The organism is Pseudomonas sp. HMSC067G02 (genome assembly GCF_001813485.1).
Taxonomy (GTDB): Bacteria; Pseudomonadota; Gammaproteobacteria; order Pseudomonadales; family Pseudomonadaceae; genus Pseudomonas; species Pseudomonas aeruginosa.
In genome coordinates this window covers 1-26,137 of sequence record NZ_KV812700.1, presented here as the reverse complement: position 1 = coordinate 26,137, position 26,137 = coordinate 1, and the positions used below count along the sequence as shown (strand labels likewise).

Genomic DNA, 26,137 nt, shown 5'->3' with positions numbered 1-26,137 from the left:
GCCTCGACCATCGGCGGCGGCCCGCACAGGTAGAGGTCGAAAGCTTCGTCGCGCAGGCGGGCGGAGTCGAAATGCTCGTGCAGGTAGCCGCGCCGGCCGTCCCAGTCGGCGTCCGCCTCGCTGAGCACCGGGACGAAGCGGAAGCCGGGAAGCCGCTCGGCGTAGCCGGCGATCCGCTGCAATTCGCAGAGATCGGCGGCGCGGCGTACCCCGTAGTAGAGATGCACCGGCCGCTCGCAGCCGCGCTCGGCCAGTTCGTCGAGCATGCCGAGGAACGCCGACAGGCCGGTGCCGCCGGCCACCAGCAGCAACGGGCGCTCCACCTGACGCAGGTAGAAGGTGCCCAGCGGCGCCTCGAAGCGGATCTCGTCGCCGACCCGGCACCCTTGGCGCAGGTAGTCGCTCATGGCGCCGCCCGGGAGCAGGCGGATGAGGAACTGCAGGTGGTTCTGCGGATTCGGCCGGTTGGCGAAGGAGTAGGCGCGCCGGCAGTCGCTGCCGGGTACTTGCAGCCGCGCGTACTGGCCGGGCAGGAAGTCCAACTGGCGGCCCGCGGCGCCGGCGTCGAGGCGGAGCAGCGCGGTGTCCTCGGAGAGCAGGCGCAGTTCGCGCACCACGCCGCTGTGCGCCTGGGCCGCGGCGGCGTGGCAGAGGGTCGAGGCGAAGTCGAAGTAGAAGGCCGCGTCGGAGCGCACCCGGGTCTGGCAGGCGAGCACCTTGCGCTGCTCCAGGTCGGCGGCGGAGAGGGTGTCCTCGTCGGCGTAGTCCAGGCTGTAGCTGCCCGCCTCGCAGCGGCCCATGCAGGTGCCGCAGACCCCTTCGCGGCAGTCCAGCGGCAGGTTGATGCCGTGGCGCAGGGCGGCGTCGAGGAGCAGGTCGTCGTGGCCGACGGGCAGGAACAGGGTCTTGCCGTCGGCGAAGCTGAGGGCGACTTTGTGATTCATCGTGACGGGGCCCGCCGTTCAGAGGTGGTAGAAGTCGAGGACCGAGTCGATCCGGTCGTTGAGCAGGACGATGTGCTTGCGCGCGATCAGCCAGGTCTCGCCATGGGGTTTCAGGCGGTAGGTGGCATGGCCGAAGAAGCTGCCGGTCTGGTCCAGGCGCTGGAACAGGGTCTGCCAGTTGACCCGCACTCGCAGCAGGCCTTCGCCTTCCTCGGCGATGCGCACGTTGCCGATCTGGTGCAGGGTGCGCGGCATCGGCACGGTGGACGCGGCCTTGCCGGTGCGGATACGGAACACCCGGTCTTCCAGGCCGGCACGGCTGGGGTAGTAGATCAGCGACATCTCGCGCTTCGGATCGCGGGTGTAGCGGTGCTCGGACTCCCACTGCGGCAGGTGGAACTCGCACTGTTCGTCGAACTGCGCGAGGTAGCCGTCCCAGTCCTGGGCATCGCAGAGTTCGGCGTGGCGGTAGAGGAACTGTTCGACGCGGTACTGCAGTCCTGCGTTCATGGGGTCACCTCCTTCGCGCGCAGGGCCAGGCGCTCCAGGCCGTCGAGGAGGAAGCGCCGCCAATGCGCGTGCTGGTTGACGTAGAGGCCTTCGTGGGTGATCTCGGTGCCGGTCAGCAGCGGCGCGATACCCAGCGCCTGGCTGTTCGGCGTCGCGCCTTCGAGCCACTTGCCGTGGCCGCGGGAGATGTCGCTCCAGCGCTCCAGGCGGGCCTGGAAGCCACGCTGGGCTTCGCGGAACTCCACCAGGTCGTCGGGCGTGCCCATCCCGGAGACGTTGAAAAAGTCCTCGAACTGGCGGATCCGGTTCTCCCGGTCGGCGTCCGACTCGCCCTTGACGCCGATGCACTGGCTGACGATCTCGGTACGGTTCCAGGCCAGCGGGCGGACGATGCGCAGCTGCGAGCTGATCTGGTCGATGACGAACAGGCTGGGGTAGAGATTGAGATTGCGCAGGCGATGCATCATCCACTCGGCGCGGGCCTGGCCGTATTCCGCCACCAGCCGCGGCATCACGCTGGCGTAGCCGGGGCGTACGGCGGGGTTGGGCATCTCGCTGAAGAGCACGCTGTGGCCGTTGGCGAAGGAGAACCAGCCGTCGTCGGTGGCCGCGTCGCCGGCGCCGAGCTTGCTGTAGTCGAGGGTGGCGGCCACGCCGCCGCGCTCGGCCTCGACCTGCTGGCGGTGCTGCACGGTGGCTACGTAGTTGTAGTGCACGGTACTGACGTGATAGCCGTCCAGGCCATTCTCGTTCTGCAGCTTCCAGTTGCCTTCGTAGGTGTAGGTGGAGGTGCCGGGCAACACTTCCAGCTCGCCGCTGGGAGACTGCGCCACCAGCATGTCGAGGAACACCCGGGCGTCGCCAAGGAAGTCCACCAGGTCGTCCTCGCCGGCGACGTCCAGGCTGACGAAGACGAAGCCCCTGTAGCTCTGGATGCGCGCTTTCTTCAGGCCGCGGGTGGCCTTGTCGAAGCCTTCCGGGTATTCGCCCGGCGCCTTGACCTTCACCAGCCGGCCGTCGTTCTTGTAGCACCAGGCATGGAACGGACAGGTGAAGGTCGACTGGTTGCCCTTGCCGACCCGCACCAGGGTCGCGCCGCGATGCTGGCAGGCGTTGACCAGCGCGTGCAACTGGCCGTTGCCGTCGCGGGTGACGATCAGCGGCTGGCGTCCGGCGCGCAGGGTGACGAAGTCGTGGGGCCTGGCCAGTTCGCTTTCGTGGCAGGCGTAGATCCAGTTCTTTTCGAAGATCAGCTCCATCTCCAGGTCGAACAGCTCCGGTTCGGTGAACATGTCCCGGGCGATGCGGAAGATGCCTTCCTCGGGACGGAAGTCGAGGCAGCCGCCGACATAGTCGCGCCACTGTTCGAGGCTTCTGCGGTTAGCGTTCATGCGTTCTCACCCTTGTGCGTTGTCGTTATGGGTGAGCCATTCAACGGCCGCGAGCGGGGGCGGGCTATCCGCTTAGTCGACGATGCGCATCCCGAAAATGTGCGGCCGCCGAGGAGCGGCCGAGGGCCTCGCGGAGGGCTCGTTCCGGGTTCGAGCGGCGCTTGCGGCGGACGCTTTGTCCGGAAAGTCGGCGAACGCTATCCGGATAGTGGAGGATGCGGGGAGTCGGCCTTGCGCCGGCACATGCCTTGCATTTTGCTGAAAACAGAGCGCCAGCAGAGCGCACCCCCAGCCTTGCCGTGTCGAGTGCCGAACCATGATGAGGAGCCATCCCGTCGCCGATCGTGGCGATCTCCATGCCGACCACCTGGACCTGGCCGCCGCCCGTTCCTGGATGTCGAAGGTCTGCGGGCCGCACCGGCTCGAAGCGGCGAGCCCGGGACTGGTGCAGTTCCAGCACCACGGCAACGTGCTGAAGTCGATGTGCACCACCCTCGGCTACATCGGCTACGGCACCGACGTCACCATCACCGTCGAGGATGCCGCGGCGTTCAACGCCTACAGCCTGAGCCTGCCGCTCAGCGGCGAGCAGGAGCTGTGCCGGGGCGGGCTGCGCCTGCTCTCCGACGTCCGCCGCGGGGTGATCATCGCGCCCAACGAGCGCCAGGAGCTGAGCATCGCCGGGGACTGCCGCAAGTTGCAGGTGGTGATCGGCCGCACGGCGATGCGCAAGGTCCTGGAGGAGATGTTGCAGCGGCCGATCGATACGCCCTTGCGCTTCGATCCGGAAATGGATGCCCTGGACGGCGCCTCCGCGTCCTGGTGGCGCACCGTGCGGCACATCAGCGAGGAGATGGCGCGCAGCGAACTCTACGCCCAGGCGTTTTTCAGCAGCGACCTGGAGCGCGCGCTGATCAAGGGACTGATCCTGGCCCAGCCGAACAACTACAGCGAGGCCCTGCAGCAGGGCCTTGGCGGGCGCCCGCCGCACTACCTGCTGCGTGCCCGCGAGTTTCTCCAGGCCAACGCCCGCGAGACCCTGAGCCTGGAGGACGTGGAACGCGCCGCCGGAGTCTCGCGGTTCAAGCTGTTCGAGGGCTTCCGTCGCTACTTCGGGGTGTCGCCGATGAGCTACCTGAAGCACTACCGACTCGCCGCGGTGCGCGAGGAGATCCTCGCCAGCGGCGGCGCCCGCAGCATCTCGACGATCGCCCTGGGCTGGGGCTTCAGCCACCTCGGACGCTTCTCCGTGGACTACCGCAAGCGCTTCGAGGAAACCCCGAGCATGACCCAGCGCCGCGCCGCGCGGCGCTCCTGAGAGGGCACTCAGGCGTCCTCGCGGCCGATCAGCGCCAGGCAGCGCCGCAGGTGCGGAGAGCCGTCGCCCTGGCGCCGGCTGACGATGATCGGCGAGGTCAGGGAGGCGTCGGCCAGGGCCTGGTAGGCGACGTCGTCGCGGTGCTGCAACTGCACCGAGGCCGGCACCAGGGTCGCGCCGAGTCCGGCGGCGACCAGGCCGATGGCGGTCTGCATTTCGTTGGCCCATTGCGTCACGCGCAGGCTCAGGCCGTGAGTGGCGAACAGCGCCAGCACATGGTCGGCGTAGCTCGGTCGCGGCTGGCCGGGGTAGAGCACGAACGGTTCGCGCGACAGGCGCTCCAGGCTCAGCGGCTGGCCGAGCAACGGGTGCCCGGCGGGCAGGGCGGCGACCAGCGGCTCTTCGCTGAGCACGCTCTGGCGGATCGCCGGGTCGTCGATGCGGATGCGTCCGAAACCGATGTCGATGCGCCCGCTCTTCAGCGCCTCGACCTGTTGCAGGGTGGTCATCTCCAGCAGGCCCAGCTCCAGCTCCGGGTCGCCGCGCAGGTGGCGGATCAGCTCCGGCAGCACGCCATACAGCGCCGAGGGCACGAAGCCGATGCCGAACCACTGGCGCTGGCCCTGGCCGATCCGCCGGGTGCTGTCGCAGATGCTCTCCAGTTGGTCCAGGAGCGTCGCGCTCTGTTCGTGGAAGAAGCGCCCGGCTTCGGTCAGGCGCAGCGGCCGGCCGCGCTCCAGCAGGGCCACCCCGAGCATTTCCTCAAGTTGCTGGATCTGCCGGCTCAGCGGTGGCTGGGCGATGTGCAGTTGCTCGGCGGCGCGGGTGAAGTTGAGGGTCCGGGCCAGCGCCTGGAAGTAGCGCAGGTGACGAAGCTCCATGATACCTCCAGGGTATGGTTCGAGAGGAAGATGATATTGGACCCCAGTGAAGAAGGCGATGGATGCTTGGCCGAAACGACGGCGAAACCCGCTCGGTATCGAGCGAGCCTTGAGCGGCGAACCGTCGAAAACCCGACCGCAACCCTGGTGGACCCCCGAGAATGAGCCAAGCCGTGATCCAAAGCCTCGAGTCGATCATCGTCGACCTGCCGACCATCCGCCCGCACAAGCTGGCCATGCACACCATGAACCGGCAGACCCTGGTGATCCTCCGCCTGCGTTGCAGCGACGGCATCGAGGGCCTCGGCGAAGCCACCACCATCGGTGGCCTGGCCTACGGCAGCGAGAGCCCGGAGAGCATCAAGAGCAATCTCGACGCGCATTTCGCCCCGTTGCTGCTGGGCCAGCCGGCGGACAACGTGAATGCCGCGATGCAGCGCCTGGACCGGCATATCAGGGGCAACACCTTCGCCCGCTCGGCGGTCGAGACCGCCTTGCTCGACGCCCATGGCAAGCGCCTCGGCCTGGCCGTCAGCGAACTGCTCGGCGGCCGCCTGCACGACAGCCTGGAGGTGGCCTGGACCCTGGCCAGCGGCGACACCGGCCGCGACATCGAGGAAGCCGAGCGGATGCTCGACCTGCGCCGCCACCGGCACTTCAAGCTGAAGATCGGCGCCGGTGAGGTGGATGCCGACGTGGCCCACGCGATCGCCATCAAGCGCGCCCTCGGCGAGCGCGCCAGCGTGCGGGTGGACGTCAACCAGGCCTGGGACGAAGGCGTTGCCCAGCGTGCCTGCACGACGCTCGGCGACAACGGCATCGCCCTGATCGAACAGCCCATCGCCCGCCACAACCGCGTCGGCCTGGCGCGCCTGAGCAGCCGCGGCGGCGCGCCGATCATGGCCGACGAGGCCATCGAGAGCGTCGAGGATGCCTTCCACCTGGCTCGCGAGGGCGCCGCCCCGGTGTTCGCCCTGAAGATCGCCAAGAACGGCGGACCGCGCGCGGTGCTGCGTAGCGCGGCGATCGCCGAAGCGGCCGGGATCGGCCTGTACGGCGGGACCATGCTCGAGGGCGGCATCGGCACCCTGGCCGCCGCCCACGCCTTCGTCACCCTCGACCGCCTGGCCTGGCACAGCGAACTGTTCGGCCCGTTGCTGCTGACCGAGGACATCCTCCTCGAGTCGCCGCGCTACCAGGATTTCCACTTGCACGTGCCGCGTGCGCCGGGTCTCGGCCTGGCGCTCGACGAAGAGCGCCTGGCGCGCTTCCGCCGGCGCTGAAGCCATTCCGCAGACAGAGGAGAAACGACCGATGCTGTTCCACGTGAAGATGACCGTGAAGTTGCCCGTCGACATGGACCCGCAACAGGCCGAGCGGCTCAAGGCCGAGGAGAAGGAAATGGCCCAGCGCCTCCAGCGCGAGGGCAGCTGGCGGCACCTCTGGCGGATCGCCGGGCACTACGCCAACTACAGCCTGTTCGACCTGCCCAGCGTCGAGGCGCTGCACGACACCCTGACCCGGCTGCCGCTGTTTCCCTACATGGACATCGAGATCGACGGGCTTTGCCGGCATCCCTCGTCGATCCATGCCGACGACCGCTGAGATTCCCTTCCCACGCCCGACAACAACAAGCAGAGGCAAACGCCATGACCGTGAAGATTTCCCAGACTGCCGACGTCCAGCGCTTCTTCGAAGAGGCCAGCGGCCAGCTCAACGAACGCGGCGATCCGCGCACCAAGGCCCTGGTGCGGCGCATCCTCGACGACACGGCGAAGTTGATCGAAGAGATGCAGGTCACGCCCGACGAATTCTGGAAAGCGGTGGACTACCTGAACCGCCTGGGCAGCCGCCAGGAGGCCGGCCTGCTGGCCGCCGGGCTGGGCCTGGAGCATTACCTGGACCTGCTGCTCGACGCCCAGGACGCCGAGGCCGGCCTCACCGGCGGCACGCCGCGCACCATCGAAGGGCCGCTGTACGTCGCCGGCGCGCCGCTGAGCGACGGCGAGGCACGGATGGACGACGGCCGCGACCCCGGCACCGTGATGTTCCTCCAGGGCCGCGTCAGCGGTCCCGACGGCCAGCCGCTGGCCGGAGCCATCGTCGACGTCTGGCACGCCAATACCCAAGGCACCTATTCCTACTTCGACAGCAGTCAGTCCGAATACAACCTGCGCCGGCGCATCCGCACCGACGCCGACGGCCGCTACCGTGCGCGCAGCATCGTGCCCTCCGGCTACGGTTGCCCGAGCGACGGCCCGACCCAGGAGCTGCTCGACCGCCTCGGCCGCCACGGCCAGCGGCCGGCGCACATCCACTTCTTCGTCTCGGCGCCCGGCCATCGCCACCTGACCACCCAGATCAACCTGGCGGGCGACCGCTACCTGTGGGACGACTTCGCCTACGCCACCCGCGATGGGCTGATCGGCGACCTGCGCTTCAACGACGATCCCGCCGCGGCCCGCGACCGCGGCGTGGAGGGCGGACGCTTCGCCGAACTGGATTTCGACTTCCAGCTCCAGGCCAGCCCGGCGCCCGCCGCCGAGCGCCGCAGCCAGCGGCCGCGGGCATTGCAGGAGTAAGGTGGGAAACGGGGAGGGCGGCTGGTCGCTGGCGACCATGCCGCCTTCTTCCGCCAGGCGCGACGGCGGATAAAAAAAGGCGCCATGACTGGCGCCTCAGGACTTGTCCAAAGGAGCAACCCAAAAAGGACAAGTGTATTGCTCGGTGAAAGGCTGCTCAGCCGTTGCCGTTCTTGCGCTCGGCGCATTTGCTGCGGTCGGTCTTCTGCGCTTGCGCTTCCAGTTGTTGCTTCTGCAGGCGCTTTTCGCGCAGTTCTTTCTGCGCGGCGCGGAATTCGGCGTTGTACTGCCAGGAGCGTTCGCTGCCGTCCTGGGCCTGGGCAGTGGCGGCGCCGGTCGCCAGCAGGGCGGCCAGCAGCATCGGGATGATCTTCATGGCAAACCTCTCGGGTTGGCTCGTCGCCGGGGCGAGGTATTCGTCCCGTTTGAGCAAAGAGTAAGAGCGGACGGATTACCCGAGGGTGAGTGGAAAATTACGTTTCCGATAACTTCGGCGATGCTCCGTTGCATGGCGGAGGAGTCTGCGCGAAGCGCATTAAGTGCGAGTTAAGATTGCGGAAAAGTAATCCCCGCCTCATGTCTGCGTCATTTCCCCGGATCCAGAATCAGCCTCACGGTCAATGCCGGTTGCGGCAGGACTGCGCGGGGGCGCGATCGACCAGAAGTTCACGCACAGCCAGCGCCGCAAGGCATGGCCGCAGAAGAAAAACAGACATGAACCGATCTGGAGCAATCGCCATGCAAGGGGATGGAAAGAAACGACTGTGGACGCTTCCACTGCTGCTGGGCGCTGGAGTGATGGCCTCGGCCGTCGCCGAGGAGAACGCCGAGCGGAGCAAGGAAGGTTTCATCGAGGGCAGCGAGGTCAACCTGCTGCTGCGCAACTTCTACTTCAACCGCGACTTCCGCAAGGGCCAATCGAGCCCGGCGGGCGGCGGCTATACCGAGGAATGGGTGCAGGGCTTCATGGCCAACTTCTCCTCGGGCTTCACCCAGGGCACGCTGGGCGTCGGCATCGACGCCTTCGCCCAGCTCGGCGTGCGCCTGGACAGCGGCGGCGGGCGTTCCGGCGCCGGCGGTAGCGTCGACCTGCTGCCCTATGACGACCAGGGTCGGCCGCAGGACGACTATTCGCGAGCCGGCGGCGCGGTCAAGCTGCGCTGGTACGGCACCGTGCTGCGGGTCGGCGACGTGTTCCCGGAAACCCCGGTGATCCAGTACGGCAACAGCCGGCTGTTCCCCTCCAGCTTCCGCGGCTTTACCCTGGTCAACGACAGCCTGGCGAAGGGCCTGACCCTGCAGGCCGGCAAGCTGAACTCGATGACCCAGCCGAACAGCACCAGCGGCAGCGACGACTTCTACAGCTTCTACACCGGCCGGCGCATCGACTCGCCGTGGGTCGCCTACGCCGGCGGCGACTACCAGGCCACCGAGCACTGGAGCATCAGCCTCTACGGCAGCCGCCAGAAGGACGCCTGGGACCAGTACTACGCCGGCACCAGCTTCAACTATCCGCTGGACGACAAGCTGTCCCTGCTCGGCGGCGCCAACTACTACAAGGTCAAGGACCAGGGCAGGCAGGTGATGGGCGAACTCGACAACGACATCTGGAGCGTGCGCGGCGGCTTCGCCTACGGTCCGCACCAGGTGCTGCTGTCGTACCAGCGCAACAACGGCGACGACGACTTCGACTACCTGCGCCAGACCGACTCCATCTACCTGGACAACTCGATCCAGTACAGCGACTTCAACTCGCCCAAGGAACGCTCGCTGATGCTCCGCTACGACCTCGACATGGCCGCCTTCGGCGTGCCGGGGCTGAGCTTCATGACCCGCTATGGCAAGGGCTGGGACGCCGATTATTCGAATGCCAACAGCGTCTACATGCGCACCGACGCCAACGGCAACCCGCTGACCAACCAGGGCCGCTGGGAACGCGACGTGGAGGTCAAGTACGTGGTGCAGGGCGGCGCGGCCAAGGACCTGGCGTTCCGCGTGCGCCAGGCCACGGTGCGCTCCGACAGCTTCGAGTCGGACCTCGACGAAGTCCGCCTGATCGTCGAATACCCGCTGCAAGTCCTCTGAAGGCGCGCCGCCGCCCCGTCCGGGGCGGCGCTCTGCGACAGCCCGTTGCTGGCGGCTGCGCGGCGGCGCTGCTACTTTCCTCTGGGTAGGCGGGCCGAAGGGCGGTTCCTGGCCGGGCATGGCTTCGACCTGCCGGTGGGCGCCGCGACCCGAACCTCGGCCACGCCATTCCACCCATGCCGCCCGGGCACCGGCGTGCCCGTGGCAGCCCAGGCTACGGGCGCCGCGTAGCCAGCCAAGCGGGAGTCGACATGGCCTCGTGGACCTTGGTGGACGCCAGCGCGATCGCTGTCCGCCATCCCTACACCTTCTACAAACCGGACGCGGAGACCATCGACCGGGTCGCCGCCGGGGAAAGCGTCAAGCTGATCTTCGCCTTCGATACCGACAACCCCGATGCGCCGCGCGCCGAGCGGCTCTGGGTGACGGTCGAGGGCATCGAGGCGGATGGCGCCTTCAGCGGCCGCCTGGACAACTATCCGCAATACATCCGCGACCTGTCGCTGGGCGAACGCATCGTCTTCGAGGCGCGGCACATCATCAACACCGAGCACGACCCGCGGGAAACGCCGATCTCGCGCTATGCCCGGCGCTGCTTCGTGACGCGCCGGGTGATAGACGAGGGGAAGGCGGTCGGCTACCTCTACCGCGAGGCGCCGGAAGAGGAAAACGACAGCGGCTGGCGGCTGATGGCCGGCGACGAGTCGGACGACTACATGAATACCGCCGGGACCACCGCCTACGTCAGCCTGGGCTCGGTGCTGAACGCCGACGACAGCATCCTGCCGCTGCTCGACGCGCCGCCGGGACGGGCGTTCGAGCGGCTGGCCGACGGTTCCTTCATCGAGGTGCAGGGACCGGAGGGTTGAGCCTCAGCCTGGCAGCTCGGCGAGGAAACGCTCCAGGCGCTCGGCCAGGGCCAGGTAGTCGTCGGGACTGCGGTTGCTGCCCATCTTTCCCGACCTGACCCGCCTGGCGTCGCTGCGCTCGCGCTCGGCGCGGCTGGCGAGGGCCAGACGCAGGGCGCTGGCCCTCGCCGGCGACTCCTCCAGTAGCGGTCGCGCCATGATCCGCGCGGCGTCGGCGTCGCCGTATTGCAGGGCGAGGAGCACCGTATTCGGGTCGGAGATCGCGCCGAGCCGCAACAGGCGTTCGGCCAGGAGCGCATCGAGGTGCGCGGCGCCAATCTGCAGGCTGTCCTGGTGCACCGCGACGCCCTGGTCGAGCAGCCATCCGGCGGCCTCCAGGCGCCCGCGGGCGAGGCAGGCCTCCAGCACGCCGCCGCGTCCGCGCAAGGTTTCGGCGAAGTCGCAGCCGGCATCGCGCAGGCGTTGCAGCAGGTCGATATCGCCGTCTTGCGCAGCTTCGGCCAGGGCCAGTTGACGCAGCCTTGGCTCGGCGGCCAGGCTGCCGTCGGCGAGGGCCGGCCGCCAGTCGAGGATGCGCTGGCGCAGCAGGACTTCCAGGCGGCCCTTCAGCGCCTTGCCGGGCTCCCCGGCGGCCTCCAGGGCGTCCAGCGCTTCCAGTAGCTCGTCGGCCACGCCGCAGGCGTTCTCGGCGTCGAACGGGTCCTGTTCGAAGGACAGCAGGCGGAACAGCCCGCCGACGTCGTCGGCCAGGCGCGTCAGCGAATCCTGGTGCAGGCGTCCGGCCCAGGCCGGCGGCAGGCCGTGGCTCCAGGCGATTACCGCGCCATACTCGGGGCCGGGTTCGACGCAGACGTAGAGCCGCTCCAGGTACTCGAAGCCACCGAACGGCAGGTAGGCCAGCTTGCCGTTCCAGTCGCAGCCTTCTTCTGCCGCGGCTTCCGCCGCCAGCTCGCGCTCGTGTTCGATCCAGCCCCAGAGGTCGTGGTAGCCGTCGCTGTCCGGATAGAACAGTTCGCTGAAAGAGAACGGGTGGCGGTGGCCGTCGTAGTCGACTTCCAGGTCATAGCCGAGGCGCCCGCCGAAACAGGTGCGCCAGAGGCGCAGCAGGTCTTCTGGAATCGGTCCGGCCAGGCCTTCGGCAAGACGCTGGACGTGTTCGGCGGACACTGGCGGTTGGGCGTCGTATACCACGCAGCCGTCGAACACGGCCAGGCGATGGGCCAGCAGGAGTTGGCGTTCGGCGGGGGAGAGTTCCATTCTCTGTGGTCCTGTCGATTCGGGGCGGCCACTCTAGCACGGCGAGGGTGCGCGTTCCGCAACGCCTTGGCTATCATGCGCGGCTTTCCATCCGCCCTGGCCGGAGTCCGTCGAACCATGCACACCTTGCAGCAACTGCGCAGCGGCGAACTGGCCGGCGCCACGCGCCTGGACCTGTCCTGCGGCCTGCGCGAGTTCCCCCGGGAAATCTTCGAACTGGCCGACTCCCTGGAGGTGCTCAACCTCAGCGGCAACGCCCTGGACAGCCTGCCGGACGACCTCGGCCGGCTGCATCGTCTCAAGGTGCTGTTCTGTTCCGCCAACGACTTCGCCGAATTGCCGGCGGCGGTGGGCGACTGTCCGGCGCTGAGCATGGTCGGCTTCAAGTCCAACCGCATCGAGCGGGTGCCGGCCGCGGCCCTGCCGCCGGCGTTGCGCTGGCTGATCCTCACCGACAACCGGATTGCCACGCTGCCCGAGGAACTGGGCCGCCGGCCGTTGCAGAAGCTGATGTTGGCCGGCAACCGCCTGGAGGCCTTGCCCGAGAGCATGGCCGCTTGCGAAGGCCTGGAACTGCTGCGGATCGCCGCCAACCGTTTCCAGCGCCTGCCGGCCTGGCTGGCGACGCTGCCGCGCCTGGCCTGGCTGGCCTACGCCGGCAACCCGTTGTGCCGCCTACCGGCGCTGGCCGACAGCGGCATCGCCGCGCTGGACTGGAGCGAGCTGAGCCTGGAAGGGCTGATCGGCGAAGGAGCCTCCGGGGTCATCCATCGCGCCGGCTGGCACCAGCCGGACGGCTCGACGCGCACGGTGGCGCTGAAGCTGTTCAAGGGCGAAGTGACCAGCGATGGCACCCCCGCCAGCGAGATGGCCGCCTGCCTGGCGGCGGGGCGCCATGCGCAATTGATCGAGGTGCTCGGCCGGCTCGCCGGGCATCCGCAAGGGCGCGACGGGCTGGTGCTGGAGCTGCTCGACGGCGCCTATCGCAACCTGGCGGGGCCGCCGAGCCTGGAGTCCTGTACCCGCGACGTCTATCCGCCGGGACTGCGCTTCGAGCTGGCCACGGCGCTGCGCCTGGCGGCCTCGCTCGCCGGGTTGATGGACCATCTGCATGGACGCGGCATCAGCCATGGCGACTTCTATGCGCATAACATCCTCTGGCGCGAGGAGGGTGCCTGCCTGCTCGGCGATTTCGGCGCCGCGTCCTTCCTCCCGGACGACGCCGTGCTCGCCGGCGCCCTGCGGCGCCTGGAAGTGCGTGCCTTCGCCTGCCTGCTGGAGGAGTTGCTCGAGCGCAGCGAGGCGCTGCCGGGGCAGGCCTCGCTACGTGCGGCGCTGGTCGAGTTGCAGCGACGTTGCGCGCTGCCACGGGTGAGCGAGCGGCCGGACTTCGGCGAGATCCAGGCGATCTTGCGCGACCTTGCCGCTCGCAGCCAGGCGTTTCCTCAAGTTCGATGAATTTGCCCGAGATTGACCGCAGGCTGATAAATATCAACGCAGTTCTAGCGGGCTTGGAGCTAGACTGACAAGTATGTCAGGAACGCGGCCAACGAGGGTAAACATGGATTCCTACGGCGTCACTTTCGCAATCATCGTGCTGGGCATGCTCTTCATCGGCACGGGTTTCACCAAGCGCGACACGCCGTTCGGCCTGTTCCTCATGTGGGTCGGGGTGATCTGCATGCTGGCCATCATCAGCTACCGCATCTATATCGCCACCCATTACTGAAGCGCCACCCGCGCCCGCAATGGCGGGCGCGGAGGTCCGCCGCTCAGTCGCGCGTCTCGCTCATGGCCCGGGCATAGCCGGACGGGGCGAAGCGCAGGGTCACCAGCAACATCGCCACCACGCTCGCCGCGAGCAGCAGCCAGGAGGCCTGGAAGCTGCCGGTGGCGTCGCGCAGCCAGCCGGTCAGGTAGGGCACGATGCCGGTGATGATGAAGCCGATGCCTTGCACGAAGGCCGCCAGGCTTCCCGCCGCACGCGGCTCGTGGAGGTGGTCGAGGGTCAGGGTCAGGCTGAGGGCGAAGCAGGCGCCCAGGCCGTAGCCGATCAACGCCACCCACAGCGCCGCGTGCTGCAGCGGCATCAGCAGCAGGCCGCAGAAGCCGCCGAGCTGGACCAGCAGCGCGGCCAGCAGCCAGGGCCGGCGGTCGAGGCGGCGGCGAAGCAGCAGCGGCACGCTGAGCGCGGCGAGCACCTGGAAGATGGTCATGATCCCGACCAGCCCGCCGCTGTCCTGGGCGCTCCAGCCGAGCTGGCGGTAGTACACCGGCAACCAGGCCACCATGCTGGTGTAGCCGCCGTTGATCAACCCGAAATACACCGCCAGCAGCCAGCCACGGCGATTGCCGAAGAAGTGCCGAACCGGCCCCTCGCCAGCGCTCGGCAGCACCTCCCTTGGCCGCGCGAACATCCACAGCAGCAGCGCCAGCAGGGCCGGTACGGCCCAGGCGCCGAGGCCGGCCTGCCAGTTGGAGAAGTGTTCGGCGATCCGCGGGCTGAGCACCGCCGCGGTTCCGCCGCCGGCCATCAGCGACGCCGAGTAGAGGCCCATCGCCGCCGGGACCCGCCTCGGGAACCAGCGCTTGACCACGCCCGGTACCAGTGCCTGGATGATCGCCACGCCGCTGCCGGCCAGCGCGGCGCTGGCGATCAGCGCCAGCCCGCTATCCAGTTCCAGGCGCCAGAGGCAGGCCGCGGCGATGGCCAGCAGTCCGCAGACGATGCCGCGGTGCTCGGCCAGCCAGCGCCCGAGCCAGGGCAGGAACAGCGCCACCAGGCCCATGCAGAGCACCGGCAACACCGTCAGCAGCGACGCGCCCTGGAAGCCGAGACCGGTGCCGGCGGTGATTTCCTCGAGCAGCGGGCCGATGCCGGTGAGGATCGGTCGCAGGTTGATGCCGAGGCAGAAGATCACCAGCAGGCCGACCCAACTGACCTCCGCCGCGCCGACGCCGGTGGCGGCCTGGCCGCCGGAAGGGATTCGCGCGCTCATGCCTGGCGTTGCCGCCATTGCCGGTACAGACCCTCTTCGCCGGCAGGACGCAGGGCGCGTAGCGGCAGGCTCTGCCGCTGTGGCGGGCGCGCCATCTCGGCGTAGAGCGTGGCCGTGGACAGGCCGAACGCTTCGCCGTCCTCGTTGGAATAGGCGAACCAGGCCGCCTGGATGCCGCAGAGATGCATGGCGGCCAGGCACATCGGGCAGGGATGGCCGCTGGCGTAGATCACGCAACCGTCCAGGCGCGGGCTGCCGAGCGCCTGGCTGGCCTGGCGGATCGCCTGCAGCTCGGCGTGGGCGCTGGGATCGTGGGTCTCGTGGATCTGGTTGACGCCGCGGGCCAGGACCCGCCCGTCGCGCACCAGCACGGCGCCGAACGGGCGGCCGCCGGCCTCGACGTTGGCGCGGGCGAGGGCGATGGCCTCGCGCATGAAGGTTTCATCGGACATGTCTTTCTCCTTCGCTTTCATTGGGCGCCGGCGGCCAGCAGCAGCCGCTCGATCCCGCCCTGGCCGCGCTGGCGGGCGTGGGCCAGCGGGCTGACGCCGTTGGCATCGGCCAGGTTGACGTCGGCGCCGGCGTCGATCAGCAGGCGCACGATCTCCTGGTGGCGCGGACCGCCGTCGCTGAGCAGGATCGCCTCGAGCAGCCCGGTCCAGCCGAGCTTGTTGACATGGTTGGGATCGACCCCGGCTTGCAGCAGCGTCTTCACCACTTCCACATGGCCGCGTTCGCAGGCCGGGATCAGCGCGGTGCCGCCATAGCGGTTGGTACTCTTCAGGTCGGCGCCGTGGAGCAGGGTCAGGCGCAGGATTTCCAGGCGGCCCTCGGCGCCGGCCAGCAGATACGGGCTGTCGAGCCGGCTGTTCTGCCGGTTGACGTCGGCGCCGGCCTCGATCAACTGGCGCGCCACCGCCAGGTGGTCGTTGGCGGTGGCCAGCAGCAGCGGGGTGCTGCCGTCGGCGCTGGGCGCGTCGACCTCGACCTTGCGTTCGAGCAGGCTGGCGACCTGCGCGGTATCGCCGCGACGCGCGGCTTCGAGCAATGCTCCGGCGTCGCTCGCGCCGGCGCCTCCGCTGAATGCTGCGCAGACCAGCATGGCTCCGCTCCTGCATAGATTGGCCAGGGACATGTCGATGGGCTCCGATAGGCGTTGGCGAAAAGTATGGCGTCGATGTCATGTATGCTGAAATTAAATGATGTAATGCCTTTCAGTGGGAGTGTGCATGCTCGATCTGGTCCTGCTCCGTACCTTCGTCAGCGTTGTCGACACCGGCAACTTCACCCGCGCCGGCGAACACCTGCACCTGACCCAGTCCACCGTCAGCCAGCAGGTCATCCGCCTCGAACAGAACCTCGGTTGCCGCCTGCTCGACCGCAGCCAGCGGCAGGTCTTGCCGACCGAGGAAGGCGAGCGCCTGCTTGGCTACGCGCGGCGCCTGCTGCGGCTCTCGGACGAGGCCAGCGAGGCCCTCAGCCCGGCCCATGGCGACGGCGTGCTGCGCCTCGGCGTGCCGGAAGACCTCGCCGGCGAAGTGCTGATGCCGGTGCTGACGCGCTTCACCGAAGAGCGTCCGCGACTGCGCCTGGAGGTCGAGAGCGGTCTCAGCCATCACCTGCTGCGCCTCTATCGCAGCGGCGAGCTGGACCTGCTGCTGGTCAAGCAGTGGGGGGCCGACAGCGACTGCCATGCACGCTGGGCCGAGCCGCTGGGCTGGTTCGGCAGCGCCGCGCGGCCGTTCGGCGAGGGTTCGCCGGAGGAGCCGGTGCCGCTGGTGGTGTTCCCGGTCGGCGCGCTGTATCGCCAGGAGATGATCCATGCCCTGGAGAGCATCGGGCGTCGCTGGCGCATCGGCTATTCCAGCGCCAGCCTGGCCAGCCTGGTGGCCGCGGTCGGCGCCGGACTGGGGGGCAGCCTGCTGCCGCTGGGCTGCGTCGGGCCCGAGCATCGCCTGCTTGGCGCGCAGGCCGGCTTCCCGCCCATCGCTGGCCTGGAGCTGGCGCTCTACGCGCGGCCCGAGCTGGACAGCGCCGGGCGCACTCTCCGCGACCGCCTGCGCGACCTCTGCGATGCACGCCTGGAAGGGTTGCAGGGCGAGCGCTGAGCGCTGCCTCCGGGCTATGATCCGGCTCCCTCAGCGAATGGACACGGAAGCCGCCAGATGTCCCGACCCACCCTGCAAGTCGACCTGCTGGTCGAGTCCTTCAACTACAAGGCCTGGTCCGACCGCCGCACCCTCGATGCCATCGCCCGGATCGACGCCGAGGCGTTCCCGGCCTCGCTGGCCTTCGCCTTGCAACAGCTCAATCACATGGCGATCGTCGAGGAACTGTTCAGGGCGCGCCTGCTGGGCGAGCCGGCGCCCCACCAACAGACCAACAGCGAGGTGGTGCCTGGCTACGACGTCCTGCGTCGCCGGCTGGAGGATTCGGCCGCCTGGTTCGCCGGCTATGTCGCCGAGCTGCCGCTGGAGCGTCGCGGCGAATGGCTGCGCTTCCGCTTCGCCGATGGCCGCGACGGCGGCATGACGCGCCAGGAGATCCTCTTCCATATCGTCAACCATGGCACCTACCATCGCGGCGCCATCGGTCATGCCCTCGACCTGGCGGGCGCGCCCCGGCCGGCGGATACCTACACCCTGTATATCCACTCCGCGCAGCCGGAGCGGCGGGAATAGCCCGCGGCAATGGCCGCCGAGCCTCTACGCCATCGCCGAGAAACGACGTGGGGCTCGACCGAGCGTCCGCCCCGCGCGGCGCATAAAAAAGCCCCGCGACCAGGAGCTGCAATCGCGGGGCTGGAGTGGCCGATTTCCATCGGCCGGGGATAGCCGGTTCAGGCGCTGGGTTGCCAGCCACCGCCGAGGGAGCGGTAGATCGCCACGATGCCGCGGTACAGCTCGACCTCGGCCTGGGCCTGGGCATCTTCGGCGGAGAGTTGCTCGCGTTCGGCGTCCAGCAGCACCAGGAAATCGGTGGTGCCTTCGCGGTAGCGGATCGCCGCCTGTTGCGCGGCGGCGCGGCTGGCTTCCGACTGGCGGACCAGCGAGACCAGGCGCTCCTGGCGCTTGCCGTAGTCGCTGAAGGCATTCGCCGATTCTTCCAGGGCCAGCAGCACCTGCTGTTCGTAGCTGGCCAGCGCGGCGTCGGCGTCGGCCTTGGCGCCGCGCAGGCGGGCACGCACGCTGCCGAGGTCGAAGGCGGCCCAACTGATGCTCGGGCCGACGCTCCAGGCGCGGGCGGCGCTTGAGCCGATCTGCGAGCCCCGCCCGGCGGTGAAGCCGAGGAAGCCGCTGAGGCTGACCCGCGGGAACAGGTCGGCGGTGGCCACGCCGACGTCGGCGGTGCTGGCGGCCAGGCGCCGTTCGGCGGCGCGGATGTCCGGTCGGCGGCGCAGCAGCTCGCCGGGATCGCCGATCGGCAGGGCCTTGGTGATCGCCGGCAGGTCGCGCGGCGAAAGGTCCACTGTCAACTCTTCCGGCCGTTGGCCGAGGAGGGTGGCGATACGGTGCCTGGCGCGCTCGGCTTCCGCCTGCAGTTGCGGCACGCTGGCGGCGGTGGCCGCCAGGCGCGCATCGGCGCGCAGTACGTCGAGTTCGGCACCGACCCCGGCGTCGCGCAGTTGCTCGGTGAGCTGGCGCGACTCCTTCTGGTTCTCCAGGTTGCTCAGGGCAATCTTCTCGCGCAGTTGCGCGCCGCGCAGCTGGCCGTAGGCGTCCACCAGCTCGGCGATCAGGCTGACCTGCAGTTGCTGCAGGTCGGCCTCGGCCGCTTCGCTGAGGGCGTCGCTGGACTCCAGCTGACGGCGGATGCGCCCGAACAGGTCAAGCTCCCAAGCGCTATCCAGGCCAAGGTCGTAGCGCTCGCTGTTGACCCGGTCCTCGGTCACTCCCGGTTGCTGGCCCTTGCCGATGTCGGCGCTGGCGCGGCTGGTGACCACCGGGAAGCGATCGTTGGCCACGTCGTCGCGCAGGGCGCGGGCGGCGCGCAGGCGGGCGAAGGCCACGCGCAGGTCGCGGTTGCCGCTCAGCGACTGCTCGACCAGTTGGTTCAGGGTCGGATCGTCGAACTGTTTCCACCACAGGCTTTCGAAGCGGCTGCGGTCGTAGGGCTTGCTCGCCGTGGCGTCGATCTTCGCCGCCGCGGTGTCGGGGGTCCGGTAGTCCGGACCCACCGTGCAGGCGCTGAGCGCCAGCAGACTGAACAGACCCAGGGCGGGCGCGAGCCCGCTCCGGATCGACTGCGTGTGAATCATGCATGCACCTCTGGCAGGCCTTTGTCGTTGGCGGCGCGGCGCGCTTCGCGGTTCTCCACGAAGCGGCGGATGAGGACGTAGAACACCGGCGTCAGCAGCAGGCCGAAGAAGGTCACCCCGATCATCCCGGAGAACACCGCCACGCCCATCGCATGGCGCATCTCGGCGCCGGCGCCGGTGGAGATCACCAGCGGCACCACGCCCATGATGAAGGCGATGGACGTCATCAGGATCGGCCGCAGGCGCAGGCGGCAGGCTTCCAGCACCGCGGCGACGCGGTCCATGCCTTCCTCCTGCTTGTCCTTGGCGAACTCGACGATCAGGATCGCGTTCTTGCACGCCAGCCCCACCAGAACGATCAGGCCGATCTGGGTGAAGATGTTGTTGTCGCTGCCGGCCAGGATCACCCCGGTGATCGCCGACAGCAGGGTCATCGGCACGATCAGGATCACCGCCAGCGGCAGGCTCCAGCTCTCGTACTGGGCGGCCAGCACGAGGAAGGCCAGCAGCACGCAGAGCGGGAAGACGAACAGCGCGGTATTGCCGGCGAGAATCTGCTGGTAGGTCAGCTCGGTCCACTCGTAGGTCATGCCGTTGGGCAGTTCCTCCTTCAGCAGCTTCTCGATCGCCGCCTGCGCCTGGCCGGAGCTGTAGCCCGCGGCCGGGGCGCCGTTGAGTTCGGCGGTGATGAAGCCGTTGTAGTGCATCACACGGTCCGGACCGGAGGTGTCGCTGACCTTGATGAAGGACGCCAGCGGGACCATCTCGCCGAGGTTGTTGCGCACCTTCAGCTGGCCGATCTGCTCGGGTTCGAGGCGGAACTGCTGCTCGGCCTGGACGTTGACCTGATAGGTACGGCCGAAGCGGTTGAAGTCGTTCGCGTACAGCGAGCCGAGGTAGACCTGCAGGGTGTCGAAGATGTCGCTGATCGCCACGCCGTGGGTCTTGGCCTTCTCGCGGTCGATGTCGGCGTCGATCTGCGGCACGTTGACCTGGTAGCTGGAGAACACCGAGCTGGGTTCCAGCTCAGGCAGCGCACGGGCCTTGGTGATGATGTTCTGGGTCTGCTTGAACAGCTCCTCGTAGCCCTGGTTGCCACGGTCCTCGATCTGCAGGCGGAAGCCGCCGATGGTCCCCAGCCCCTGTACCGGCGGCGGCGGGAAGATCGCGATGTAGGCGTCCTGGATGTCGGCGTACTTGGCGTTCAGCGCGGCGGCGATGGCACCGGCCGACTGGCTCGGGTCCTTGCGCTCGTCGAACGGCTTCAGCGGGGTGAACACGATGCCGCTGTTCGGGCTGTTGGTGAAGCCGTTGATCGACAGGCCGGGGAAGGCCACCGAGTCCGCCACGCCGGGCTGCGCCAGGGCGATCTCGGACATCTGCTTGATCACCGCCTCGGTACGGTCCAGGCTGGCCGCGTCGGGCAACTGGGCGAAGGCCACCAGGTACTGCTTGTCCTGCTGCGGGACGAAACCGGTCGGGGTGCTGGAGAAGCCGAAGTAGGTCAGCACCATCAGCCCGCCGTAGACCAGCAGGGCGATCGAGCTGCCGCGCAGGACCCGGTTCACCGTGCCGACGTAGCCATGGCTGGCGCGGTCGAAGAAACGGTTGAACGGACGGAACAGCCAACTGCCGAGGAGCTTGTCGAGGAACACCGAGAAGCGGTCCTTCGGCTCGTGGTGGCCCTTGAGCAGGACCGCCGCCAGCGCTGGCGACAGGGTCAGCGAGTTGAACGCCGAGATCACCGTGGAGATCGCGATGGTCAGGGCGAACTGGCGGTAGAACTGCCCGGTAAGGCCGGAGATGAACGCGGTCGGGATGAACACCGCGCAGAGCACCAGCGCCGTGGCGATGATCGGCCCGGTCACCTCGCGCATGGCACGCTTGGTGGCTTCCACCGGCTTGAGGCCGAGGCCGATGTTGCGCTCGACGTTCTCCACCACCACGATGGCGTCGTCCACCACGATGCCGATGGCCAGCACCAGGCCGAACAGCGACAGCGCGTTGAGCGAGAAGCCGAGCATGTGCATCACCGCGAAGGTGCCGATCAGCGACACCGGCACCGCGGCCAGCGGGATGATCGAGGCGCGCCAGGTCTGCAGGAACAGGATCACCACCAGCACCACCAGCACCAGGGCTTCGAACAGGGTGTGCACCACCGCCTCGATGGAGCCGCGGACGAAGATGGTCGGGTCGTAGACGATGGAGTAGTCCATGCCTTGCGGGAAGCTGTGCTTCAGCTCGGCCATCTTCTCCCGCACCAGGTTGGAGATCTCGATGGCGTTCGAGCCGGGACGCTGGAAGATCGGGATCGCCACCGCCGGCTTGTTGTTCAGCAGCGAGCGCAGGGCGTACTGGTTGGAGCCCAGCTCGACCCGGGCGATGTCGCGCAGACGGGTGATCTCGCCGTTGGCGCCGGCGCGGATGATGATGTTCTCGAACTCTTCCTCGGTGACCAGGCGACCCTGGGTGTTGATCGACAACTGGAAGCTGGTATCGCTCGGCGCCGGCGGCGCGCCCAGGGTGCCGGCGGCGACCTGGCGGTTCTGCTCGCGGATGGCGTTGACCACGTCGGTGGCGGTGAGGTTGCGCGAGGCGACCTTGTTCGGGTCCAGCCAGACGCGCAGCGAATAGTCGCCGAGGCCGAACAACTGGACGTCGCCGACGCCGTCGAGGCGGGCCAGTTCGTCCTTCACGTTGAGCACCGCGTAGTTCGACAGGTAGAGCATGTCGTAGCGGTTATCCGGCGAGGTCAGGTGCACGACCATGGTCAGGTCGGGCGAGGCCTTGTCGACGGTGATGCCGAGCCGGGTCACTTCTTCCGGGAGCTTCGGCTCGGTCCGGGTGACGCGGTTCTGCACCTGCACCTGGGCGTTGTCCAGGTCGGTGCCGAGGGCGAAGGTGATGGTCAGGGTCAGCTTGCCGTCGGAGGTCGACTGGGAGGACATGTAGAGCATGTTCTCCACCCCGGTGATCGCCTGTTCCAAGGGAGAGGCGACGGTCTCGCCGATGACTTTCGGGTTGGCGCCGGGGAAGTTGGCGCGGACCACGACGGTCGGCGGCACCACTTCCGGGTATTCGCTGATGGGTAGCTGGAACAGGGAGATCGCGCCGCCAATCAGGATCAGCAGCGACAGCACCGCGGCGAAGATCGGCCGCTGGATGAAGAATTGGGAGAAATTCATCGGTTCTTCCTATCGCCGCGCTCAGCCGCGCGGCTCGTTGCGAGTGGCGTTGTCCTTGGACGCCGCCACCTTCGGTGGTTCGCTGTCGCCGACCGACTGCCGCAGGCGCGCGAGGGTGGCCAGGGTGTCGGCGCTGGCCATCTCGACCTTCTGCGGATCCACCTGCATGCCCGGGCGGACCCGCTGCAGGCCATTCACGACGATCCGGTCGCCCTTGCTCAGGCCGCTGCGGACGATGCGCAGGCCCTCCAGCTTCGGTCCCATCTCGACGGTGCGGTAGACGGTCTTGTTGTCGCCATCCAGGACCAGCACGAACTTCTTGCCCAGGTCGGTGCCGACCGCTTCGTCCTTGATCAGGGTGGCGGCGTAGGTCTTGCTGCCGACCAGCTTCAGGCGCACGTAGAGGCCCGGGGTGAACTCGCCCTTGGCGTTGTCGAACACGGCGCGGCCGCGGATGGTGCCGGTACGCGGGTTGACCTGGTTGTCGAGGAAGTCCAGCCGGCCCAGGTGCGGGTTGCCGTCCTCGCTGCTCAGGCCGAGGTACACCGGGCTCTCGCTGCGCGTGTCGCGACCGGCCTGGCGGGCCAGCTCGACGTACTTGAGGAACACGCGCTCGTCGGCGTCGAAGTAGGCGTAGACCTTGTCGGTGCTGACCAGGGTGGTGAGCAGGGTCTCCCCGGAGTTGACCAGGTTGCCGGCGGTGACCTCGGCGCGGCTGACGCGACCATCGATCGGCGCGGTGATCCGGGTGAAGCTCAGGTTCAGGCGTGCCGCGTCCAGTTGCGCCTGGGTCGCGGCGACCGCCGCCTTGGCTTCCTGGGCGGCGGTGGTGCGGGCGTCGGCGAGTTCCGCGGAGATCGCGTTGCTGGCGCGCAGGCGTTCGCCGCGCTGGGCTTCGTTGACGCTCCGCGCCTGGGCCGCGCGGGCCTGTTGCAGCTGGGCTTCGAGGCGCTTGACCTCGGCCTCGAACGGGCGCGGGTCGATCTGGAACAGCAGGTCGCCTTTCTTCACCAGGGCGCCTTCATGGAAGGCCACGCGGTCGATGTAGCCCGATACCCGCGGGCGCAGCTCCACCGATTCCGGGGCTTCCAGGCGGCCGGTGAATTCGTCCCACTCGTTCAGCGGTTGTTCGATGACTTCGGCGACGCTGACCTTGGGCGCCGCCATGCCTTGGGTGGTTTCCGGGGCCTTGCCGCAGGCGCTCAGGACCAGTACGGCCGCGAGTGCGAGGGGGTAGCGCCAGGAGAAGTGGGATGACTGTTCCATGCTTGACTCCGCCAGTCGGTTTTTCGGGATTGGCGAAGTCTGCGGGCTGCTCCGGCAGGGAACTAATCGAACGATGAGATTTTGATTATCACGAACAGTGATACATGGTTTTTCGTTTTCTGTAACAGTCGATGGTTATGGACAGTGCTTTCGATGGAATAAGCCACAGGCTCGCGGTGCGCGATCGATTTCCCCGTTGCGACGCCTCGTGCAGGTAGCCGCCGGAGGGCTCAGAGACTGTCCGGATCGCCGATGAACATGCTGATCCGCGAGCGCAGCCAGCGTTCCGCCGGGTCGTTGTCCTGGGCGCCGCGCCAGGCCATCGACAGTTCGAAGGCGCGGGTCTCGAACGGCGGGTCCTCGGCGCGCAGGCCGCCGGCGGCGATCAGCGCCTGGGCGGCGTAGTCGGGCACGGTGGCGATGATGTCGGTGCCGGCGAGGAGGGTGCCGAGGCCGTTGAACTGCGGCACCGCCAGGACCACCTTGCGCTTGCGGCCGAATTTCTCCAGTTCCTCGTCGACGAAGCCGCTGAGGTCGCCGGCGAAGGACACCAGCGCGTGCGGTCGCGCGCAGTAGTCGTCGAGGGTCAGCTGGCCGGGCGCGGAGTCGGCGCGGAGGATCTTCGGCTTGCTGCGGCGCACGGTCTTGCGCTTGGCGTTGGCCGGCAGTTCGTCGGTGTAGCTGACGCCCACCGAGATCTCCCCCGAGGCCAGCAGGTTCGGCATCAATAGATAGTTGGCGCGGCGCACGACGAGGACGATCCCCGGCGCCTCTGCGCGCAGGCGGCGGAGCAGGGGCGGCAGCAGGCCGAACTCGACGTCGTCGGAAAGGCCGATGCGGAACACCGCGGTGCTGGTCGCCGGATCGAACTCGCTGGCGCGACTCATGGCGGTGGAGATGGAATCCAGCGCCGGCGACAGGTGGGCGAAGATTTCCTGGGCTCGCGCGGTGGGCTCCATGCTGCGTCCGGTACGGACGAACAGCGGGTCGTCGAACAGCGTGCGCAGGCGCGACAGCGCGGCGCTGATGGCCGGCTGGCCGAGGAACAGTTTCTCTGCGGCGCGGGTCACGCTGCGTTCGTGCATCAGAGTCTCGAACACGATCAGCAGGTTCAGATCGACGCGGCGCAGGTCGTTTCGGTTCATGGCGTTCCTCGTTTCCAGGGGCTAGAGGCTGCAACCGCGGGGGCTCGCCGTCAAGCCTTGCGTGCGAGACGGGGCGGGGCCTGGCGAGGTGCCGGAGGGGCATAGGATCACTGACAGGCATAGCCATTATCAATAACGACGGGTGGTTTTGTCAGGCATGGGCGGATACAGTCACAACCCATGAGGTTATTCACCCCGTGATGCACTGCAGAGGTTTGCGATGTCCCGAGTGATCCGTTTTCATCAGTTTGGCCCGCCAGAGGTCCTCAAATGCGAAGAGCTGCCGACCCCGGCGCCGGCCGCAGGGGAAGTCCTGGTGCGTGTCCAGGCGATCGGCGTGAGCTGGAAGGATGTGCTCTGGCGTCAGAACCTGGCCCCGGAGCAGGCTGCGCTGCCGTCCGGTCTCGGCTTCGAGCTGGCCGGCGAGGTGCTGGCGGCCGGCGCCGGCGTCGGCGACCTGCCGCTGGGTTCCCGCGTGGCCAGTTTCCCCGCCCATACCCCCGATCATTATCCGGCCTATGGCGACGTGGTGCTGATGCCACGCGCGGCCCTGGCGGTCTACCCCGAGGTACTCACCCCGGTGGAGGCCAGCGTCTACTACACCGGCCTGCTGGTGGCCTATTTCGGCCTGGTCGACCTGGCCGGGTTGAAGGCCGGGCAGACCGTGCTGATCACCGAGGCGGCGCGCATGTACGGACCGGTCTCGATCCAGTTGGCCAAGGCTCTCGGCGCGCGGGTGATCGCTTCCACCAAGTCCGCCGAGGAGCGCGAGTTCCTCCGCGAGCAGGGCGCCGACAAGGTGGTGGTGACCGACGAGCAGGACCTGGTCCTGGAAGTCGAGCGCTTCACCGAGGGCAAGGGCGTCAATGTCATCCTCGACGAATTGGGCGGCCCGCAGATGACCCTGCTCGGCGATGTCTCCGCCACCCGCGGCAAGCTGGTGCTGTATGGCTGCAACGGCGGCAACGAGTCGGCGTTCCCGGCCTGCGCCGCGTTCAAGAAGCACCTGCAGTTCTACCGCCACTGCCTGATGGATTTCACCGGTCATCCGGAGATGGGCCTGGAACGCAACGACGAGTCGGTGAGCAAGGCCCTCGCGCACATCGAGCAACTGACCCGCGATCGCCTGCTCAAACCGGTGGTCGACCGGGTATTCGAGTTCGACCAGGTGGTCGAGGCGCATCGCTACATGGAAACCTGTCCGAAGCGTGGCCGGGTGGTGATCCACGTCGCCGATTGAGGACCACCCGCAGCGAAAGAGCCCGGCCATCGAGCCGGGCTTTTTCGTGGGGGGCAGAGGTCTCTGGGCTCTGGTCGCCAGCGCGTTAGGAGAGCAAAGGGACAGTTCGACTCTTCTTGAAAATATCTGTAATCCGGCTTCAGATCATTTGAAGCCCCAAGCGACCGAGGCTCGCCGCCAGTCGCAGGCGCGAGGTCTGCCAGTTGC

At 68.2% G+C, this 26,137-nt stretch carries 24 protein-coding genes; 11 read left to right on the top strand and 13 right to left on the bottom strand.

Annotated elements, in window-relative coordinates; genetic code table 11:
- The 3 genes from antC to antA all read right to left on the bottom strand — a co-directional run.
- Positions 1–944 (bottom strand): anthranilate 1,2-dioxygenase electron transfer component AntC (antC, locus tag HMPREF2914_RS21245; RefSeq protein WP_070702859.1); only part of this gene is annotated, 944 nt, incomplete at its 3' end.
- An 18-nt stretch (positions 945–962) separates the two neighbouring features.
- Positions 963–1,454 (bottom strand): anthranilate 1,2-dioxygenase small subunit, encoded by a 492-nt coding sequence (gene antB, locus HMPREF2914_RS21240; protein ID WP_003109540.1) that lies wholly within the window; start codon positions 1,452–1,454, stop codon positions 963–965.
- Positions 1,451–2,845 carry an anthranilate 1,2-dioxygenase large subunit gene (gene antA / locus HMPREF2914_RS21235; protein WP_003131297.1) on the bottom strand — a complete coding sequence of 465 codons (1,395 nt, stop codon included), beginning with the start codon at positions 2,843–2,845 and terminating at the stop codon, positions 1,451–1,453. The genes antB and antA overlap by 4 nt, the downstream gene beginning before the upstream one ends.
- 316 nt (positions 2,846–3,161) lie before the next feature.
- Between antA and HMPREF2914_RS21230 the strand changes: the two genes are divergently transcribed.
- Positions 3,162–4,163, top strand: coding sequence for an AraC family transcriptional regulator (locus HMPREF2914_RS21230; RefSeq protein ID WP_003089872.1), 1,002 nt, complete (start codon positions 3,162–3,164; stop codon positions 4,161–4,163).
- 8 nt (positions 4,164–4,171) lie between these two features.
- On the opposite strand, the gene HMPREF2914_RS21225 is transcribed toward HMPREF2914_RS21230, so the two are convergent.
- Positions 4,172–5,044, bottom strand: a complete 873-nt coding sequence (locus tag HMPREF2914_RS21225) for a LysR family transcriptional regulator (protein ID WP_003089870.1) — start codon at positions 5,042–5,044, stop codon at positions 4,172–4,174.
- A gap of 161 nt (positions 5,045–5,205) precedes the next feature.
- Between HMPREF2914_RS21225 and HMPREF2914_RS21220 the strand changes: the two genes are divergently transcribed.
- From HMPREF2914_RS21220 to catA, 3 genes are read left to right on the top strand one after another with little or no spacing between them, the layout of a single operon-like run.
- On the top strand, positions 5,206–6,327 hold the full coding sequence (locus HMPREF2914_RS21220) for a muconate cycloisomerase family protein (RefSeq protein ID WP_003109542.1): 1,122 nt from the start codon (positions 5,206–5,208) through the stop codon (positions 6,325–6,327).
- Between the two features lie 31 nt (positions 6,328–6,358).
- Entirely contained in the window at positions 6,359–6,649 is a 291-nt protein-coding gene (gene catC, locus HMPREF2914_RS21215; RefSeq protein ID WP_003089864.1) for a muconolactone Delta-isomerase, read from the top strand.
- 44 nt (positions 6,650–6,693) lie between these two features.
- Entirely contained in the window at positions 6,694–7,626 is a 933-nt protein-coding gene (catA, locus tag HMPREF2914_RS21210) for a catechol 1,2-dioxygenase (RefSeq protein WP_009314156.1), read from the top strand.
- A gap of 157 nt (positions 7,627–7,783) precedes the next feature.
- On the opposite strand, the gene HMPREF2914_RS21205 is transcribed toward catA, so the two are convergent.
- Positions 7,784–8,002 carry a hypothetical protein gene (locus HMPREF2914_RS21205; protein ID WP_003089862.1) on the bottom strand — a complete coding sequence of 73 codons (219 nt, stop codon included), beginning with the start codon at positions 8,000–8,002 and terminating at the stop codon, positions 7,784–7,786.
- A gap of 362 nt (positions 8,003–8,364) precedes the next feature.
- Between HMPREF2914_RS21205 and HMPREF2914_RS21200 the strand changes: the two genes are divergently transcribed.
- Together HMPREF2914_RS21200 and HMPREF2914_RS21195 are read left to right on the top strand one after the other, a co-directional pair.
- Complete coding sequence (locus tag HMPREF2914_RS21200; RefSeq protein ID WP_003131304.1) at positions 8,365–9,711, top strand: OprD family porin; 1,347 nt, start codon at positions 8,365–8,367, stop codon at positions 9,709–9,711.
- A gap of 251 nt (positions 9,712–9,962) precedes the next feature.
- Positions 9,963–10,580 carry an immunity protein Imm33 domain-containing protein gene (locus HMPREF2914_RS21195; RefSeq protein ID WP_003089860.1) on the top strand — a complete coding sequence of 206 codons (618 nt, stop codon included), beginning with the start codon at positions 9,963–9,965 and terminating at the stop codon, positions 10,578–10,580.
- A gap of 3 nt (positions 10,581–10,583) precedes the next feature.
- Here the strand turns inward: HMPREF2914_RS21195 and HMPREF2914_RS21190 are convergent, their stop codons facing one another.
- A complete protein-coding gene (locus tag HMPREF2914_RS21190; RefSeq protein ID WP_023091712.1) occupies positions 10,584–11,837 on the bottom strand; it encodes an SMI1/KNR4 family protein in 1,254 nt (417 codons plus the stop codon).
- Between the two features lie 117 nt (positions 11,838–11,954).
- Between HMPREF2914_RS21190 and HMPREF2914_RS21185 the strand changes: the two genes are divergently transcribed.
- Together HMPREF2914_RS21185 and HMPREF2914_RS21180 are read left to right on the top strand one after the other, a co-directional pair.
- Positions 11,955–13,295, top strand: a complete 1,341-nt coding sequence (locus HMPREF2914_RS21185; protein ID WP_023091713.1) for a leucine-rich repeat-containing protein kinase family protein — start codon at positions 11,955–11,957, stop codon at positions 13,293–13,295.
- 103 nt (positions 13,296–13,398) lie between these two features.
- Positions 13,399–13,566 (top strand): hypothetical protein, encoded by a 168-nt coding sequence (locus tag HMPREF2914_RS21180; protein WP_003089849.1) that lies wholly within the window; start codon positions 13,399–13,401, stop codon positions 13,564–13,566.
- Between the two features lie 43 nt (positions 13,567–13,609).
- Here the strand turns inward: HMPREF2914_RS21180 and HMPREF2914_RS21175 are convergent, their stop codons facing one another.
- From HMPREF2914_RS21175 to HMPREF2914_RS21165, 3 genes are read right to left on the bottom strand one after another with little or no spacing between them, the layout of a single operon-like run.
- Complete coding sequence (locus tag HMPREF2914_RS21175) at positions 13,610–14,836, bottom strand: CynX/NimT family MFS transporter (protein WP_023091714.1); 1,227 nt, start codon at positions 14,834–14,836, stop codon at positions 13,610–13,612.
- The gene (locus HMPREF2914_RS21170; protein WP_003109548.1) at positions 14,833–15,288 is read right to left on the bottom strand and encodes a nucleoside deaminase; all 456 of its coding nucleotides are present in this window, start codon (positions 15,286–15,288) and stop codon (positions 14,833–14,835) included. Before HMPREF2914_RS21170 ends, HMPREF2914_RS21175 begins: the two co-directional genes overlap by 4 nt.
- 17 nt (positions 15,289–15,305) lie before the next feature.
- Entirely contained in the window at positions 15,306–15,938 is a 633-nt protein-coding gene (locus HMPREF2914_RS21165) for an ankyrin repeat domain-containing protein (RefSeq protein WP_023091715.1), read from the bottom strand.
- Between the two features lie 127 nt (positions 15,939–16,065).
- Between HMPREF2914_RS21165 and HMPREF2914_RS21160 the strand changes: the two genes are divergently transcribed.
- The gene (locus HMPREF2914_RS21160; protein ID WP_023091716.1) at positions 16,066–16,944 is read left to right on the top strand and encodes a LysR substrate-binding domain-containing protein; all 879 of its coding nucleotides are present in this window, start codon (positions 16,066–16,068) and stop codon (positions 16,942–16,944) included.
- A 57-nt stretch (positions 16,945–17,001) separates the two neighbouring features.
- Entirely contained in the window at positions 17,002–17,517 is a 516-nt protein-coding gene (locus tag HMPREF2914_RS21155) for a DinB family protein (protein ID WP_003089838.1), read from the top strand.
- 158 nt (positions 17,518–17,675) lie between these two features.
- On the opposite strand, the gene oprN is transcribed toward HMPREF2914_RS21155, so the two are convergent.
- The 4 genes from oprN to mexT form a co-directional block, all read right to left on the bottom strand.
- A complete protein-coding gene (gene oprN / locus HMPREF2914_RS21150) occupies positions 17,676–19,094 on the bottom strand; it encodes a multidrug efflux RND transporter outer membrane subunit OprN (RefSeq protein WP_003109550.1) in 1,419 nt (472 codons plus the stop codon).
- Positions 19,091–22,279 carry a multidrug efflux RND transporter permease subunit MexF gene (gene mexF, locus HMPREF2914_RS21145; RefSeq protein WP_003089834.1) on the bottom strand — a complete coding sequence of 1,063 codons (3,189 nt, stop codon included), beginning with the start codon at positions 22,277–22,279 and terminating at the stop codon, positions 19,091–19,093. The genes oprN and mexF overlap by 4 nt, the downstream gene beginning before the upstream one ends.
- Before the next feature lie 21 nt (positions 22,280–22,300).
- Complete coding sequence (gene mexE / locus HMPREF2914_RS21140; RefSeq protein WP_003103549.1) at positions 22,301–23,545, bottom strand: multidrug efflux RND transporter periplasmic adaptor subunit MexE; 1,245 nt, start codon at positions 23,543–23,545, stop codon at positions 22,301–22,303.
- A 230-nt stretch (positions 23,546–23,775) separates the two neighbouring features.
- The gene (gene mexT / locus HMPREF2914_RS21135; RefSeq protein ID WP_003089829.1) at positions 23,776–24,690 is read right to left on the bottom strand and encodes a multidrug efflux system transcriptional regulator MexT; all 915 of its coding nucleotides are present in this window, start codon (positions 24,688–24,690) and stop codon (positions 23,776–23,778) included.
- A 220-nt stretch (positions 24,691–24,910) separates the two neighbouring features.
- On the opposite strand from mexT, the gene mexS reads away from it, so the two are divergent.
- The gene (mexS, locus tag HMPREF2914_RS21130) at positions 24,911–25,930 is read left to right on the top strand and encodes an oxidoreductase MexS (RefSeq protein ID WP_023091717.1); all 1,020 of its coding nucleotides are present in this window, start codon (positions 24,911–24,913) and stop codon (positions 25,928–25,930) included.
- Positions 25,931–26,137: the final 207 nt, after the last annotated feature.